Source organism: Candidatus Skiveiella danica (assembly GCF_022705245.1).
Taxonomy (GTDB): domain Bacteria; phylum Pseudomonadota; class Gammaproteobacteria; order Burkholderiales; family Burkholderiaceae_C; genus Skiveiella; species Skiveiella danica.
The window spans coordinates 1-14810 of sequence record NZ_JAKJEW010000003.1 but is presented as its reverse complement, the minus strand read 5'-3'; the positions used below and the strand labels follow the sequence as shown (position 1 = coordinate 14810).

The following is a 14810-nucleotide window of genomic DNA, read 5'->3' as shown; positions in this document are numbered from 1 at the left end:
CCACCTGCGACCCGCCCGCCCAACTCGAAGCCTTTGAGAGGAGACCATGTTTGCTCGACGCACCCTCATTCAGACGATCTCGCTTTCCCTGCTGGTCTTGTGCGGCGTGCCGACACAGGCCAACGACAGGACCTGCACGCCCAACCGGGAAGGAACGATGGTTTGTCCCGCGCCCGATGCGTCCTGCAAGGCGGATCGAACGGGAGAGATCATCTGCTCCACCGCCGGTGGCGGGATCGAACTGAATCGCTACGGAGACCCGGTCTGTGGTCCTGGTTACTGTGCCAAAGACCTTCGCGGTGACATCTTCTGTTCCAACCAACTGCGCGGTGCAGCATCTGTGGACCGTTACGGCAACGCGGTCTGTGCTGGCGAGTGCGTGGCAGCCACGCCGCAACGTTGTGTCAAGCCCAGGCCGCAGCAGTGAGGCCAGGATTGGGGGAAATCGGGGTCAGAGTCCAATTTGGGGGAAATCGCGGTCAGAGTCCAATTTCGCTAAAGGAGCACCATGGCCAAGTACCTGATCTCTTTCCCGAGCGCGGCGATGGTGGTGCCCGATGGCGAATTGGAAGCGGTGGGCCGCGACGCACGCGCTGTGATCGATGAGGCCAAAGCCGCCGGTGTTTACGTCTACGCCGGTGGAATCGACGAGTCCGTTCCGCCTGTACGCGTCGCTGCTGACGGCACCGTTGTGATGGGCGGCTATCCTTGGGCACCCGCGCTCAACGGCGGTTTCACCGTGCTGGAACTGCCTTCGCGCGAAGAGGCCATCGCCTGGGCGGCGCGCATCGCCAAGGCTTGTCGCTGTGACCAGGAACTGCGCGTCTTCGGGTTCGACCCGCAGTCCTGAGGGCCGCACGGAAATGGCGGGGCCCGTGCGGCCTGATTCAGGTGTTAGCGCTCAGAAAACTGAATCAAATCGGCCATTCCCCAGCGTGGAATGGTCAGTTAAAGCTATCAATTCAATAGAGCTATCGGGCCGCTCCGGCGCCAGCCGGCAGCCCTGCGGGGCTTGCCATGAAGGCGCTGCGGATGGCCTCCACCCGGGCCCGGTTCACGCCGCGGTCGCCATGGCCGATGCGGCTGGCCGAGCGCACATGGATCACGCCGGCGGCTTCGTCCAGGCTGAATTCCACGTCGTCGGTGAAGCGCAGCAGGCGTGTGCGGGCCTGGGCGTAGAGGTAGCCGGGCCGTTCGGTGACGACGGTGGTGCGCTCCATGCCACGCAGGATGGTGGCCAACGTGCGCAGGGCGGCGGGGCCGTCGCCGCGGTAGCGCAGGGGCTCGATGGCGGCGCGGGCGGCCTGGGGGTGGTCGGGCCACAGCGCGGCCTGGCTGGTGACGCTGTTGGGCGTGGCAGAGGGCGGCTTCAGGCGGCCGTTCTTTACACCCAGGTCGGTCGGAGGCGTGCCGCCCAAGGCGCCCATCTGTCCGGCCGCGATCACCAGCGCGGGCAGCAGCACCAGCGCGGCCAGCAGCCGCAGCAGCCAGGTTCTCAGGCGGGGCTTCACGGCGCGGCGTCCTGGTCCAGGTCCAGGCGCTGCAGGATCAGCCGCCAGTGGCGCGCCTCCACTGGCGTGATCGACAGCCGGTTGCCTTTGCGCAGCACCAGCAGCTCCTCCAGCCCGGGCGTGGCGCGCAGCTCGGGCAGGGTGAGGTTGCGGGTCTTGCGGCGCACCTGCACGTCCACCAGCAGCCAGCGGGGGGCCTCGACCTTGGAAGCGGCATCGAAATAGGGCGACGTGGGGTCGAACTGGGTCGGGTCGGGGTAGGGCGCAGAGGCCACCTGAGCGAGGCCCACGATGCCGGGCTCGGCGCAGCTGGAGTGGTAGAACAGCACGCCGTCGCCCAGCTGCATCGCGTCGCGCATGAAGTTGCGCGCCTGGTAGTTGCGCACGCCCACCCAGGGCACGGTGGCGCGCGGCGCGGCCAGTGCGTCGTCCACCGAGCACTCGGCGGGCTCGGACTTCATGAGCCAGTAGCTCGTCACGGTGGGGTCTACCGTGAGCCTATCCGGCCAGGCCCACGAAGACGTTCTGCACGTCGTCGTGCGCGTCGATGGCGGCCAGGAAGCTTTCGACCTCTTCGAGCTGCTCGGCGCTCAGGTTGGCCGGGTCCACCGGGTTCTTCGGCTTGTAGCCGAGCTTGGCGCTCAGCACCGTGAACCCGTGGGCGGGCAGGGCGCGGCTGACGAGGTCCAGGTCGGTCGGCGCGGTGAGAAACAGGGTGGCGCCGTCGTCGGCCGGCTCCACGTCCTGCGCGCCGGCCTCGATGGCGGCGGTTTCGGCGTCGACATCCGGGGTGGCGGGCTCGGCCTCGATCATGCCGACATGGTCAAAGTCCCACGCCACGGAGCCCGAGGCACCGAGCTGGCCCTTGCGGAACAGCACGCGCATCTCGGGCGCGGTGCGTTTGACGTTGTCAGTCAGGCATTCCACCATCAGCGGCACCTGGTGCGGGGCAAAGCCTTCGTACATCACATGCTCGAAGTGCACCGTCTCACCCGTGAGGCCGGCACCCTTCTTGATGGCGCGCTCCAGCGTCTCCTTGGGCATGGAGACCTTGCGCGCCTGCTCCACCACCAGCCGAAGCCGCGAGTTGGACGCCGGGTCGGCCCCACCGCGCGCGGCCACCATGATGTCCTTGGCCAGGCGGCCGAAGAGTTTGCCCCGGGCATCCGCGGCTGCGGCCTTGCCTTTTGCTTTCCATTGCGCGCCCATGAGGGAGGCTCCTTGAGTGGTTGATGCGCGCCTGCGGACCGGCGCGAAGGCATCGATCGTAAACTGCCCGCTGCCTTGTCCCCCGGAAACCGCATGACCGACCTTGAAGACTCCGAAGAAAAGACCACCGAGCCTCGCCTGTGGCGCGACAACGGCTGGACCGCACGCGTGATCAAGAACGAGGACGACGATGGCTGGGCCGTGGCCATGACCGCGCACGGCCAGGCCGAGCCGGCTCTGGTGGGCCCTTGGACCATGGGACGCGACAAGAAGAACCCCAAGCCGCTGGATGGCGCCGCCTTCAACACCCTGGTCAAGACGGCCCGGGAGTTCGTGCGGCGAAGCGAGCAGCAGCTGCACGCCACGCTGCACCAGCAGATCGAGCTGGCGCAGGATGACGGCCAGCGCCTGCGTGTGACGCTGGACATCGAGCCCGATGACGAGCACCCCAGTGCCCTGCTGCGCGCCTGGGATGCGGCCGGCGCGCTGCTGGCCGAGGCGCGCGTGGCGCCCTCGTTCAAGCTCACCCGAGCCAGCGCCGGGACCTGGGCCGAGTCCGGCTTCGGCGTGCAGGCGGTGCGCCGCTAGCGCCGGGGGGCGGCGCCCCAGCCGCTCAGGCCTTCTTGACGAATTCCGACTTGAGCTGCATGGCGCCAAAGCCATCGATCTTGCAGTCGATGTCGTGGTCGCCGTCAACCAGGCGGATGTTCTTGACCTTGGTGCCCACCTTCACCACGGCCGAGGAGCCCTTGATCTTCAGGTCCTTGACCAGGGTGACCGCATCGCCATCCTGCAGGACGTTGCCATGCGCGTCTTTCCACACGCGGGCCTCTTGCGGCGCGGGGGCGGCCTCCGGGGCCCATTCGTGGGCGCATTCGGGACAGATCAGGAGGCCACCGTCCTCGTAGGTGTATTCACAGTGGCATTGGGGGCAGGGGGGCAGCGTGGACATGGGCGATGGTTCCGGTTCGGACGGGCCGGGGGATTGTCGGCTATTGCGGCAGCGGACGCTGTTCCAGGGCGCAGGCCCTGGGCTCGCCAGGCGGTTTGGGGCGTGGCCCAGGCCCTGGTGAACCGATGCTCATGATGGCCGTCCGGCTGAAATTGCCCATGGATCACTCCTCGCCGATGCAGTGCCGAAATCCCAAGAGGTGCTTTGGCCCCCCGATAGGTGAATGTCCTACGCGTCCGGATGCGGGGAAGCCGTGACGGAATTGACCGCCGTCGTTATGCTGCGGCCATGCGCTTTTCCCGCCTGTTCCTGAACCGCCTGGAACGTCCGCCCGAGGTGGCCGAGACCGTGGTGGTGATCGATGTGCTGCGCTCGTTCACCACCTCGGCGGTCGCGCTGGCGCGGGGGGCTTTGGCGGTGTACCCGGTGCAGGATCCCGAATCCGGCAGGGCGGTGCGCGATGCGCTGGAGCCGGCTGTTGCCGTGGGGGCGGTGGCGGGTGGTGCGCCGGTGCCGGGCTTTGACTTTGGCAATTCGCCTTCGGCCCTTGCACGCGCGGACCTGTCGGGAAAGAACGTCGTGCTCAGCACGGCCGCCGGGGTGCGGGGCCTTCATCTTTTTCGCGAGGCACCACGGCTTTTTGCGGCCAGCCTGGTCTGCGCCAGGGCCACCGCCGAGGCCATTCGCGCAGGTGGAGGTGGACACGTCTGTTTCGTCGTCACGGGTGAATGGGCGGATCGCGACGGCGACGAAGACGTGGCCTGCGCCGACTACCTGCAGGCCTTGCTCGGCGGCGATTCTCCCGGACCGGAAGCCTTCGCGCAGCGGGTTCGGCAGTCCGACTTCGGTCAACGTTTTGCACTCGGCACCTGGCCTGATCTTCCGACAGCGGATCTGGACCTCGTGGCCCAGGCCGATCTGTTCGGCTTTGCGATGCCGGTGCACCGCGAGGCCGAAAGGCTGGTCATCCGCGCGCAAATCCCCGAGCCGCGGCCGGATCGCTGAAGCCCAGATGGACGCGCCGTCGGGCCGTCAGCCTGTGGATGTCGGGCGCCCGGCCAGCTGCAGCCGTGTCGTCACCTTGGCCGTCTCGGCCAGCAGCTTGCCCTTGCGCCACACCTTCAGCCGGTTCGCCCGCAGACGGATGGCCTCGATAGGGTCCCTGGCCTGCAGCAGCACAAAGCTCGCGTCGTTGCCGGGCGCCAGGCCGTAGCCTGGCAGGTGCATCACCTTGGCGGCGTGGGTGGTGACGGCGCTGAAGCATTCGCGCATGCCTTGCTGGCTGGTCATCTGGGCCACGTGCAAGCCCATGTGCGCCACCTCCAGCATGTCGCCGCTGCCCAGGCTGTACCAAGGGTCCATCACGCAGTCGTGGCCGAACGCCACGGTCACACCGGCGGCCAGGAGCTCGGGCACGCGCGTCATGCCGCGCCGCTTGGGATAGCTGTCGTGCCGGCCCTGCAAGGTGATGTTGATGAGCGGGTTGGCCACGGCGCTCACCCCCGCTTCGGCGATCAGCGGGATGAGCTTGCTCACGTAGTAGTTGTCCATGCTGTGCATGGAGGTCAGGTGCGAACCGTTGACCCTGCCCTGCAGGCCCAGGCGCTGCGTCTCGAAGGCCAGGGTCTCGATATGGCGCGAGAGCGGGTCGTCGCTCTCGTCGCAGTGCATGTCGACCAGCTTGCCCTGTTCAGCCGCCAGCTCGCACAGCAGCCTGACGCTGGCAGCGCCTTCGCTCATGGTGCGCTCGAAGTGCGGGATGCCGCCCACCACGTCCACGCCCAGGGCCAGCGCGCGCTTGAGATTGTCGACGCCGCCCTTGGCTCTCAACACCCCATCCTGCGGGAACGCAACCAGTTGCAGGTCGAGGTAGGGCGCCACGCGGCGCTTGACCTCCAGCAGCGCCTCCACTGGCAGCAGGCTGGGGTCGCTGGTGTCCACATGGCTGCGGATGGCCAGCAGGCCCTTGGCCACCGCCCAGTCGCAATAGGTCAATGCACGCTCGATGAGGGCGTCGGCGGTCAGCAAGGGTTTGAGCTCGCCCCACAGCGCGATGCCTTCGAGCAGGGTGCCACTTTCGTTGACGCGCGGCAGGCCGTAGCTCAAGCAGGCGTCCATGTGGAAGTGCGGGTCGCAGAACGGCGGGCTCAGCAGGTAGCCGGCGGCATCCACCACCTCGTGTGCGGGGGCGCTCAGGCCCTCGACCACATCCGCAATTCGCCCGTCCTGCACGCCGATGCTCATGTTGGTGCGGCCGTCGGGCAGGCTGGCTCGGGTGATCAGCAGGTCGAGCATGGGGCCCCTTGTGGCTTCGGCTTATTTCCAGGCGGCCAGGAAGGCCAACAGCACCGTCGCCGAGTTGTCGGCGGCGATCTTGAAGAAAGTCTCCAGTTCGTTCTCGCCCGGGCCGCCGCCGGCCAGATCACTCAGCGATCGGAAAGCGATATACGGCACGCCATTGCTGTAGGCGACCTGGGCCGTGGCGGCCGTTTCCATGTCGAGCACGTTGGCCTCGAAGGTCTTGAAGGTGTAGTCGCGAAACGCGGCGTTGTCCACGAAGGCCGGGCCGGACACGCCGTTGCCGCCGACCACCACGGTGGGTTTGTGGCCCAGGCACTTGCGCTCCGGGTCGCAATCGGCCAGGGCGGTGCCCTGGATGCTGCGCGCCAGAGCCAGCAGGGCCGGATCGACCTCGAACCAGAACTTCTTGTGTTCCTTCGGCTGCGCGGCCGAGCGCACTTCCACCGGACGGGGGTGGTTGGCGCCAAAGCGCGGCAGTTTCACGTCGTCCATCCAGACCGGGGGCGTGAAAGTGCCCGGCGCCGTCTCGCGGGCCACCAGCACCTCCAGGTACTGGCCCCAGCGCTGCGGCACGGTCACGTCGCCGATGTGCAGCGCGGGATTCACGCCGCCGGCAATGCCGCTGTAGACGATGTGCGTGACCTTGAACCGGTCCAGCACCAGCTGGGTGTTCATTGCGGCATTGGTCATGCTGATGCCGCTGTGCAGCAGCACCACAGGCTTGCCTTGCAGCTGCCCCGTGGTGAAGGTCACCCCGTTGACGCTGTGCCGCTGGGGCGCCTGCACGCGCGCCAGCAGCAGGTTCATCTCCGCGGGGAAGGCCGAGATGATGGCGATGCGCGGCAACTCATCCAGCCAGGGGGCGGCCCAGGCGGCCGCCTGGAACAGCGCCAGGAAGCAGGCGGCGGCCATGGCGCGCAGCGTTCGAGCCAGACGGTGCAGGATCCGTGGGGACATGGTGGGCTTTCGGATAGCGGGCGGTATCAGGTGGTGCCGAAGATGCGGTCGCCGGCATCGCCCAGGCCGGGCAGGATGTAGCCGTGGTCGTTGAGCTCGCGGTCGATGGCGGCGGTGTAGATCGGCACGTCAGGGTGCGCCTTGTGCACGGTGGCAATGCCTTCGGGGCAGGTCAGCAGGCAGACGAACTTGACCGAGCGGGGCTTCAGCGCCCTGATCCGGTCCAGCGCGGCCACGGCCGAATTGCCGGTGGCCAGCATCGGGTCCAGCACGATGACGTCACGCTCGTGCATGTCGGAGGGCATCTTGAAGTAGTACTGCACGGCCTGTAGCGTGGCGGGGTCGCGGTACAGGCCGATGTGGCCCACGCGCGCACCCGGCACGACGTTGAGCATGCCGTCCAGGATGCCCAGGCCGGCGCGCAGGATGGGCACGAAGACCAGCTTCTTGCCGTCGATCATCGGGCTGGTCATCGCCTCCAGCGGCGTCTCGATCTGCACGGCGTGCAGCGGCATGTCGCGGGTGACCTCGTAGGCCATCAGGGTGCTGAGCTCGTTCAGCAGCGTGCGAAAGGTGTTCGTGCTCGCGTCCTTCTTGCGCATCAGCGTCAGCTTGTGCTGCACCAGCGGGTGGGTGATGTGGTGAACATGGTTCATCGATGGTTTCTCCTGATCAACGTTTCTTGCCGCCGAAGAGGCTGCCCAGCACCCCGCGGATGATTTCGCGGCCGACTGTGGAGCCCATGGTGCGCACCGCCGACTTGGCCATGGACTGGGCCAGCCCGTCGTGCCGTCCGCCGCGCGGGCCGGTGGAGCCGAACAGCACGTCGTTCAAGCCGCCCAGCAGGCCGCCGCCTTCGCTGTCGGCCTTGCCGGCTGAGCCCGGCATTCCCTGTGCCGCGTTGTCAGGGGCCGCGGTGGTCGCGGCGGCCCGCGCGTTGAGTTTTTCATAGGCGGAATCGCGGTCCACGGCCTTCTCGTAGACACCGGCCACCAGCGATCCGGCGATCAGTTCCTGGCGCTGGGCCGGGGTGATCGGCCCGATCTGGCTGCCCGGCGGCAGCACATAGACGCGCTCGGTGATGCCGGGGCGCCCTTTGGTGTCCAGCAGGCTCACCAGGGCCTCGCCCACGGCCAGTTCGGTGATGGCGGTGGCGATGTCCAGGCCGGGCTTTTGCCGCATGGTTTCGGCTGTCGCCTTGACGGCCTTCTGGTCACGCGGCGTATAGGCGCGCAGGGCGTGCTGTACCCGGTTGCCCAGCTGCGCCAGGACGCTGTCCGGAATGTCCAGCGGGTTCTGCGTGACGAAATACACGCCCACGCCCTTGGAGCGTACCAGCCGCACCACCAGTTCGATGCGCTCGACCAGCGCCTTGGGCGCGTCGGTGAAAAGCAGGTGGGCCTCGTCGAAGAAAAACACCAGTTTGGGCTTCTCGGGGTCGCCGATCTCGGGCAACTGTTCGAACAGTTCGGACAGCATCCACAGCAGGAAGGTGGCATACAGGCGCGGCGAGTGCATGAGCTTGTCGGCGGCCAGGATGTTGATCACGCCATGGCCGTTGCTGTCGGTCTGCATGAAATCGCTGATGTTCAGCATCGGCTCGCCGAAGAACTTCTCGCCGCCCTGGGTTTCGATCTGCAACAGCCCGCGCTGGATCGCGCCGACGCTGGCGGCGCTCACGTTGCCATACTGGGTGGTGAAGTCGGAGGCGTTGTCGCCCACGTACTGCAACATGGCGCGCAGGTCCTTCAGGTCGAGCAGCAGCAGGCCGTTGTCGTCGGCGATCTTGAAGACCAGATTCAGCACACCGGCCTGAGTCTCATTGAGGTTCAGCATGCGGCCCAGCAGCAACGGGCCCATGTCGGAGACCGTTGCCCGCACCGGATGGCCCTGCTCGCCAAACACATCCCACAAAGTGACGGGGCAGGCGATGCATTCGGGCGTATCCAGCGCGCGATCCTTGAGGATGGCGGCCATCTTTTCGCCGATGGCGCCGGCCTGGCTGATGCCGGTCAGGTCGCCCTTGACGTCGGCCATGAACACCGGCACCCCGATCTTCGAAAAATTCTCGGCCAAGGTCTGCAGGGTGACGGTTTTGCCCGTGCCGGTGGCCCCGGTGATCAGGCCATGGCGGTTCGCCAGGGCGGGCAGCAGGTGGCATTCAGCGGAGGCGTTCTTGGCGATCAGCATCGGTTCGGCCATGGTGGGAGGGTTCCTGAGGGTGGAAAAGTAAAATCAGAGCCGACAGATTAAATCAATAGACAAGGATTTCCGATGGCCGGCCACAGCAAATGGGCAAATATTCAGCATCGCAAGGGCAGACAGGATGAAAAACGACAGCGTGTCTGGACCCGCGTGGTGCGTGAAATCATGGTGGCGGCCCGCACCGGCGGCGGCGACCCCTCGGCCAACCCCCGGCTGCGCCTGGCGATCGAGAAGGCCAAGGCCGCCAACATGCCGGCTGACACCATCAAGCGCAACATCGACAAGGCCACCGGCAACCTGGAAGGCGTGAGCTACGAGGAGATCCGCTACGAGGGCTACGGCATCGGCGGCGCGGCGATCATCATCGACACCATGACCGACAACCGGGTGCGCACCGTGGCTGAGGTGCGCCACGCCTTCAGCAAGTACGGCGGCAACATGGGCACCGAGGGCTCTGTGGCGTTCCAGTTCAAGCATTGCGGCCAGTTGGTCTTTGCGCCGGGCACGGACGAGGACAAGGTGATGGACGTGGCGCTCGAAGCTGGGGCGGAGGATGTGATTGCCGACGAAGAGGGGGCCATCGAGGTGCTGACGTCGCCAGCCGATTTCGAGGCGGTCAAGAACGCCCTGGAAGCCGCGGGCCTCAATCCCGAACTGGCCGAGGTCACGATGCGCCCGGAAAACACGATCGAACTCACCGGTGACGATGCGGCACGCATGCAGAAGCTGATCGACGTGATCGAGGACCTGGACGACGTCCAGGAGGTCTTCCATAACGCCGAGATAGCAGAATGAAAGTCTTGGTGGTGGGCGGCGGCGGGCGCGAGCACGCGCTGGCCTGGAAGCTGGCCCAGTCCGACAAGGTCCAGCAGGTCTATGTGGCCCCCGGCAATGGCGGCACCGCTCGCGATCCGAATCTGGTGAACCTGCCGATCACCGACATCCCGGCTCTTCGGGCCTGGGCGCAGGCCGAAAAGATCGGCGTCACCGTGGTCGGACCGGAAGGGCCGCTGGCCGCCGGCATCGTGGACGAGTTCCGCGCCCACGGCCTGCGCATCTTCGGCCCCACGAAGGCGGCGGCGCAGCTGGAAAGCTCCAAGGCTTTCTCCAAGGCCTTCATGAAGCGCCACGGCATTCCGACTGCGGCGTACGAGACCTTCACCGACCCGGCGGCGGCCCATGCCTATGTGGATCGCGTGGGGGCGCCCATCGTGGTCAAGGCCGATGGCCTGGCGGCCGGCAAAGGTGTCGTGGTCGCGATGTCGCTGGCCGAAGCCCACGAGGCGATCGATTTCATGCTGGTAGACAACACCCTGGGCGTGAGCCACAACGAGGGCGGCGCGCGCGTGGTGATCGAGGAGTTCCTGCAGGGCGAGGAGGCCAGCTTCATCGTGATGTGCGACGGCAAGAATGTGGCAACGATGGCCACCAGCCAGGACCACAAGCGCCTGCTCGATGGCGACGAAGGCCCCAACACGGGCGGCATGGGCGCCTATTCGCCCGCACCGGTGGTGACCGCCGAGGTGCACGCACGCGCCATGCGCGAAATCATCCTGCCGACGATCCGCGGCATGGAAAAAGACGGCATCCCCTTCACCGGCTTCCTGTATGCCGGCCTGATGATCGATGCGGCCGGACACCCGAAGACGCTGGAGTTCAACTGCCGCATGGGCGACCCGGAAACGCAGCCGATCATGATGCGGCTCAAGACCGACCTGCTGGAGGTGATGCTGGCGGCGACCGCCGGCCAGTTGGACACCATGGAGCTGGAGTGGGACCGTCGCCCGGCGCTGGGCGTGGTGATCGCCGCCGCGGGCTATCCGATGAACCCGCGCAAGGGCGACGCCATCACCGGGCTGCCCAAGGACAGCGACGACGCGATGGTGTTCCATGCCGGCACGGTGGAGAAAGACGGCGTGATCCTGAGCGCTGGCGGCCGCGTGCTCTGCGTGACGGCACTGGCGGATTCGGTGAAGCAGGCGCAGCAGCGGGCCTATGACGTGGCGCGCGGCATTCATTTCGACGGCATGCAGTACCGACGAGACATCGGGTATCGGGCCATCAAGGCGATGGGGCGCAACGAATGACCACACAGACTGATTCGGTACGGGCCTACCTGCAGGACTTGCAGACCCGCATCACCACCGCCATCGAGGCCATCGACGGCACGCCATTTGTGCAGGATGCCTGGACCAAGGCCCCGGGCGAGGCGCTGCAAGGCAACGGCATCACCCGCATCCTGGAGGGCGGGCCGGTGTTCGAGCGCGCCGGTTGCGGGTTCTCGCATGTGAGCGGCCCCCGATTGCCGCCTTCGGCCACGCAGCACCGCCCGGAGCTCGCGGGCGCACCCTTCGAGGCCATGGGCGTGTCGCTGGTGTTCCACCCGCGCAACCCCTACGTGCCCACGGTGCACATGAACGTGCGCATGATCGCGGCCACCGCCAGCGGGCAGGCGCCGGTGTGCTGGTTCGGTGGGGGCATGGACCTCACGCCCTACTACGGCTTCGAGGAAGACGCGGTGCATTTCCACACCGTGTGCCGGGACGCGCTGACGCCGTTCGGCGCGGACAAATACCCCCGTTTCAAGACCTGGTGCGACGAGTACTTCTTCCTCAAGCACCGGGGCGAGCAGCGCGGCATCGGTGGCGTGTTCTTCGACGACTTTTCCGAGGGCGGCTTCGAGAGCGGTTTTGCCATGATCCGCTCGGTCGGCGACGCGTTTCTGGATGCCTACCTGCCGATCGTCGCACGGCGCCAGGGCACCGCATCTGGCGAGCGGGAGCGCGAGTTCCAGCTGTACCGGCGCGGCCGCTACGTGGAGTTCAACCTGGTCTGGGACCGTGGTACGCACTTTGGCCTGCAATCGGGCGGTCGCAGCGAGTCCATCCTGCTGTCGATGCCGCCGCTGGTGAGTTGGGCGTACAACCGCACCCCCGCGCCCGGAACGCCCGAGGACGCCCTGTACCGCCAATTCCTGGTGCGCAAGGACTGGATTTGACGGGGGCTGGGCCGCGCATCGGCATTTTCGGCAGCGCGTTCGATCCGCCGCACAACGCCCATGTGGCGCTGGTGAAGGCGGCGCTGGAGCAGCTGGCGCTGGACCGGCTGCTGATCTTTCCGACCGGGCAGGCCTGGCACAAGGCGCGGGTGCTCAGCGAGCCCGCACACCGGCTGGCGATGGCCAGGCTGGCGTTCGAAGGCATGGACCGGGTCGAGGTGGATGCCCGCGAGATGCAGCGCCCCGGCCCCACCTACACCGTCGACACGTTGACCGAGGTGCAGGCCGAAAGCCCCGGTGCGCAGTTGTTCCTGATCGTGGGGGGCGACCAGGCCGCCGCGCTGCCGTCCTGGCACCGTTGGCGCGAGATCCTGGAAACCGCTATAATTTCCATAGCTTCCCGTGACCCATCGACGCTGGGAAGCGTCCAATCTGGCACAGAATTTCCGGTTTCGGCCGTTGAAAATGGCCATTTCCAGCCGCTCCGGCTGCCCCTCATGAACCTCAGCGCCACCGACGTGCGCGCCCGTGTCGCGGCCGGCCTCGGGATTGACCATCTGGTTCCCGAAGCCGTTGCACGCTATATTGACCAACACCACCTCTACCTCGCTCCATGACTGAAACAAGCACCTCCGGCAAAAAAGACATCCAGAAACTGCAGCGCGCCATCGTCGATGGGCTGGAGGACGTGAAGGCCCAGGACATCAAGGTGTTTGACACCGAGCACCTTTCGCCCTTGTTCGAGCGGGTCATCGTGGCGTCCGGAACGTCCAACCGGCAGACCAAGGCTCTGGCGGCCAGCGTGCGCGACAAGGTCCGCGAGGCCGGCTTTCCCAAGCCGCGCATCGAGGGCGAGGAAAACGGGGAGTGGATCATCGTCGACTGCGGTGCCGCGGTGGCGCACGTCATGCAGCCCACCATTCGCACCTACTACAACCTGGAGGAGATCTGGGGCGACAAGCCGGTGCGTCTGAAATTCGGCGCCGCCAGGCCGCTGGTCAAGGCCGAAGTGCCGGCGCCGAAGAAAGCTGCGACCCGCACCGCCCGCACCGGTGCGCCTGCGTCGGAAGAAGTGGCTGGAAAGACCCCGGCCAAGGCGCCCGCGAAGCCCGCCGCCCGGCGAACCGCCGGCGAGGGGGCCTCCACTCGACGCAAAGCGCCCGAAACCGTGAAATCCGGAGATAAAGCGGCTAAGCCCAGCGCCAAACGGCCATCGGTTGCTACAAAAACAGCAGTCACCAAAGTGGTGGTCCCGGCTGCCGCCAAGCGCGCGTCGGCCAAGAAGGCCCCGGCCAAGAACGTTGCGGCCAAGCGGGCTCCCGCTAGGAAGCCAGCTTCCGGCAAGGCCTGATCCTCACGCACCATGAAGCTGCTGATCGTGGCCGTCGGGCAGCGCGTGCCCGATTGGGCGCAGACAGCCTGGGATGATTACGCCAAGCGCTTCCCGCCCGAGTTGAAAGTTGAGCTCAAGGCGGTCAAGACCGAGCCCCGCGGCTCCAAGACCCTCGAAACGCTGTACGCCGCCGAGCGCGCGCGCATCGAGTCGGTGATTCCACGGGGCGCGCGGGTCGTGGCGCTGGACGAGCGCGGCACCGCGCTCACCACGGTGGCGCTGGCCGCAAAACTCAAGGCCTGGCAGCTCGGCGCCGACGATGTAGCCCTCGTGATCGGCGGCCCGGATGGCCTGGATCCCTCCTTTCGCCAGGTGGCCCACGAACGCATCCGGTTGTCGGACCTGACGCTGCCCCATGCCATGGCCCGTGTGCTGCTGATCGAGCAGTTGTACCGGGCATGGTCAATCAATGCCAGCCATCCCTACCATCGTGAGTGACATGAGCGATTTCATCTATCTTGCGTCGCAAAGCCCGCGTCGGCGGCAGTTGCTGGAGCAGATCGGCGTGAAGCACGAACTGCTGTTGCCCGACGCAGATGAGGACGCCGAGGCGCTCGAGCTCGTCCACCCGGGCGAGAGCCCGGTGGCCTACGTCGCCCGCGTGACGGCGCTGAAGCTCGACGCTGCCGTGGCACGGATGAAGCGCCGCGGCCTCGCGCCTGCACCGGTGCTGTGTTCAGACACGACCGTGGCGCTGGGCCGCATCATTCTGGGCAAACCGGGCGATGCCTCCGAGGCACGCCACATGTTGCAGGCCCTTTCAGGCAAGACGCATCGGGTGCTGACGGCGGTGGCGGTGCAAGCAGGGCGCAAGCGAAGGCAGGCGCTGAGCGATTCCCGGGTGCGTTTCAGCACGCTCACGCCGTCACGGATTCGTGCCTACGTCGATACCGGCGAACCTCTGGGCAAGGCGGGTGCGTATGGCGTGCAGGGACGGGCGGCCACCTTCATCGAGCGGATCTCAGGCAGCTACTCGGGCATCATGGGGCTGCCGGTGTTCGAGACCGCAGCGCTGCTGCGTGAGGTGGGTTTCAATTGCTGATCCGGCTTGAACCGGGCGCGGACCTGGCCGTGCGGTTGCGCCGCATCTGCGCCGGATACTTTTTCAGGGGCAACGTGTGACTCAGCAGGAAATTCTGATCAATTGGTCGCCGCAGGAAACCCGCGTGGCCGTGGTCGAGCATGGTGCGGTGCAGGAGCTGCATGTCGAGCGCGCGCTGGAGCGCGGGCTGGTGGGCAACGTCTACCTCGGCAAGGTTGTGCGCGTGCTGCCCGGCATGCAGT

The 14810-nt window shown here is 66.8% G+C and carries 19 protein-coding genes and 1 pseudogene; 12 read left to right on the top strand and 8 right to left on the bottom strand.

Annotated features, from left to right (window positions below):
- Positions 1-46: 46 nt before the first annotated feature.
- A complete protein-coding gene (locus tag ACMUOY_RS02345; protein ID WP_413890696.1) occupies positions 47-427 on the top strand; it encodes a hypothetical protein in 381 nt (126 codons plus the stop codon).
- Between the two features lie 81 nt (positions 428-508).
- Positions 509-850 carry a YciI family protein gene (locus ACMUOY_RS02340; protein ID WP_413890694.1) on the top strand — a complete coding sequence of 114 codons (342 nt, stop codon included), beginning with the start codon at positions 509-511 and terminating at the stop codon, positions 848-850.
- Positions 851-971: 121 nt separating this feature from the next.
- Here the strand turns inward: ACMUOY_RS02340 and ACMUOY_RS02335 are convergent, their stop codons facing one another.
- From ACMUOY_RS02335 to ACMUOY_RS02325, 3 genes are read right to left on the bottom strand one after another with little or no spacing between them, the layout of a single operon-like run.
- Positions 972-1511, bottom strand: coding sequence for a DUF1499 domain-containing protein (locus ACMUOY_RS02335; RefSeq protein ID WP_413890692.1), 540 nt, complete (start codon positions 1509-1511; stop codon positions 972-974).
- Positions 1508-1990, bottom strand: a complete 483-nt coding sequence (locus ACMUOY_RS02330) for an EVE domain-containing protein (protein WP_413890690.1) — start codon at positions 1988-1990, stop codon at positions 1508-1510. The genes ACMUOY_RS02335 and ACMUOY_RS02330 overlap by 4 nt, the downstream gene beginning before the upstream one ends.
- A gap of 19 nt (positions 1991-2009) precedes the next feature.
- A complete protein-coding gene (locus ACMUOY_RS02325; protein ID WP_413890688.1) occupies positions 2010-2720 on the bottom strand; it encodes a YebC/PmpR family DNA-binding transcriptional regulator in 711 nt (236 codons plus the stop codon).
- Positions 2721-2813: 93 nt separating this feature from the next.
- On the opposite strand from ACMUOY_RS02325, the gene ACMUOY_RS02320 reads away from it, so the two are divergent.
- Positions 2814-3308: a hypothetical protein gene (locus ACMUOY_RS02320; RefSeq protein WP_413890686.1), complete on the top strand. Its 495-nt coding sequence runs from the start codon at positions 2814-2816 to the stop codon at positions 3306-3308.
- 25 nt (positions 3309-3333) lie between these two features.
- On the opposite strand, the gene ACMUOY_RS02315 is transcribed toward ACMUOY_RS02320, so the two are convergent.
- Entirely contained in the window at positions 3334-3672 is a 339-nt protein-coding gene (locus tag ACMUOY_RS02315) for a zinc ribbon domain-containing protein YjdM (protein WP_413890684.1), read from the bottom strand.
- Between the two features lie 288 nt (positions 3673-3960).
- Between ACMUOY_RS02315 and ACMUOY_RS02310 the strand changes: the two genes are divergently transcribed.
- Positions 3961-4677 carry a 2-phosphosulfolactate phosphatase gene (locus ACMUOY_RS02310; RefSeq protein WP_413890682.1) on the top strand — a complete coding sequence of 239 codons (717 nt, stop codon included), beginning with the start codon at positions 3961-3963 and terminating at the stop codon, positions 4675-4677.
- Positions 4678-4704: 27 nt separating this feature from the next.
- On the opposite strand, the gene ACMUOY_RS02305 is transcribed toward ACMUOY_RS02310, so the two are convergent.
- The 4 genes from ACMUOY_RS02305 to ACMUOY_RS02290 all read right to left on the bottom strand — a co-directional run bounded on the left by ACMUOY_RS02305 (position 4705) and on the right by ACMUOY_RS02290 (position 9132).
- On the bottom strand, positions 4705-5967 hold the full coding sequence (locus tag ACMUOY_RS02305) for an amidohydrolase family protein (protein WP_413890680.1): 1263 nt from the start codon (positions 5965-5967) through the stop codon (positions 4705-4707).
- Positions 5968-5988: 21 nt separating this feature from the next.
- Positions 5989-6885 carry a 5'-methylthioadenosine/S-adenosylhomocysteine nucleosidase gene (locus tag ACMUOY_RS02300; protein WP_413891014.1) on the bottom strand — a complete coding sequence of 299 codons (897 nt, stop codon included), beginning with the start codon at positions 6883-6885 and terminating at the stop codon, positions 5989-5991.
- 71 nt (positions 6886-6956) lie between these two features.
- Positions 6957-7586, bottom strand: a complete 630-nt coding sequence (upp, locus tag ACMUOY_RS02295) for a uracil phosphoribosyltransferase (protein ID WP_413890678.1) — start codon at positions 7584-7586, stop codon at positions 6957-6959.
- A gap of 16 nt (positions 7587-7602) precedes the next feature.
- Positions 7603-9132 carry a helicase HerA-like domain-containing protein gene (locus ACMUOY_RS02290; RefSeq protein ID WP_413890676.1) on the bottom strand — a complete coding sequence of 510 codons (1530 nt, stop codon included), beginning with the start codon at positions 9130-9132 and terminating at the stop codon, positions 7603-7605.
- 72 nt (positions 9133-9204) lie between these two features.
- On the opposite strand from ACMUOY_RS02290, the gene ACMUOY_RS02285 reads away from it, so the two are divergent.
- The 8 genes and pseudogenes from ACMUOY_RS02285 to ACMUOY_RS02250 form a co-directional block, all read left to right on the top strand.
- On the top strand, positions 9205-9930 hold the full coding sequence (locus tag ACMUOY_RS02285; protein ID WP_413890674.1) for a YebC/PmpR family DNA-binding transcriptional regulator: 726 nt from the start codon (positions 9205-9207) through the stop codon (positions 9928-9930).
- Positions 9927-11222, top strand: a complete 1296-nt coding sequence (purD, locus tag ACMUOY_RS02280) for a phosphoribosylamine--glycine ligase (RefSeq protein WP_413890672.1) — start codon at positions 9927-9929, stop codon at positions 11220-11222. Before ACMUOY_RS02285 ends, purD begins: the two co-directional genes overlap by 4 nt.
- Positions 11219-12133: an oxygen-dependent coproporphyrinogen oxidase gene (gene hemF, locus ACMUOY_RS02275; protein ID WP_413890670.1), complete on the top strand. Its 915-nt coding sequence runs from the start codon at positions 11219-11221 to the stop codon at positions 12131-12133. The genes purD and hemF overlap by 4 nt, the downstream gene beginning before the upstream one ends.
- Positions 12130-12750, top strand: coding sequence for a nicotinate (nicotinamide) nucleotide adenylyltransferase (nadD, locus tag ACMUOY_RS02270; RefSeq protein WP_413890668.1), 621 nt, complete (start codon positions 12130-12132; stop codon positions 12748-12750). Before hemF ends, nadD begins: the two co-directional genes overlap by 4 nt.
- Positions 12747-13484: a ribosome silencing factor gene (gene rsfS, locus ACMUOY_RS02265; protein ID WP_413890666.1), complete on the top strand. Its 738-nt coding sequence runs from the start codon at positions 12747-12749 to the stop codon at positions 13482-13484. Before nadD ends, rsfS begins: the two co-directional genes overlap by 4 nt.
- Positions 13485-13496: 12 nt before the next feature.
- Positions 13497-13964: a 23S rRNA (pseudouridine(1915)-N(3))-methyltransferase RlmH gene (gene rlmH / locus ACMUOY_RS02260; RefSeq protein WP_413890664.1), complete on the top strand. Its 468-nt coding sequence runs from the start codon at positions 13497-13499 to the stop codon at positions 13962-13964.
- Position 13965: 1 nt separating this feature from the next.
- Entirely contained in the window at positions 13966-14568 is a 603-nt protein-coding gene (locus ACMUOY_RS02255) for a Maf family protein (protein WP_413890662.1), read from the top strand.
- Positions 14569-14644: 76 nt separating this feature from the next.
- Positions 14645-14810, top strand: a pseudogene (locus ACMUOY_RS02250) (ribonuclease E/G); the annotation flags it as partial.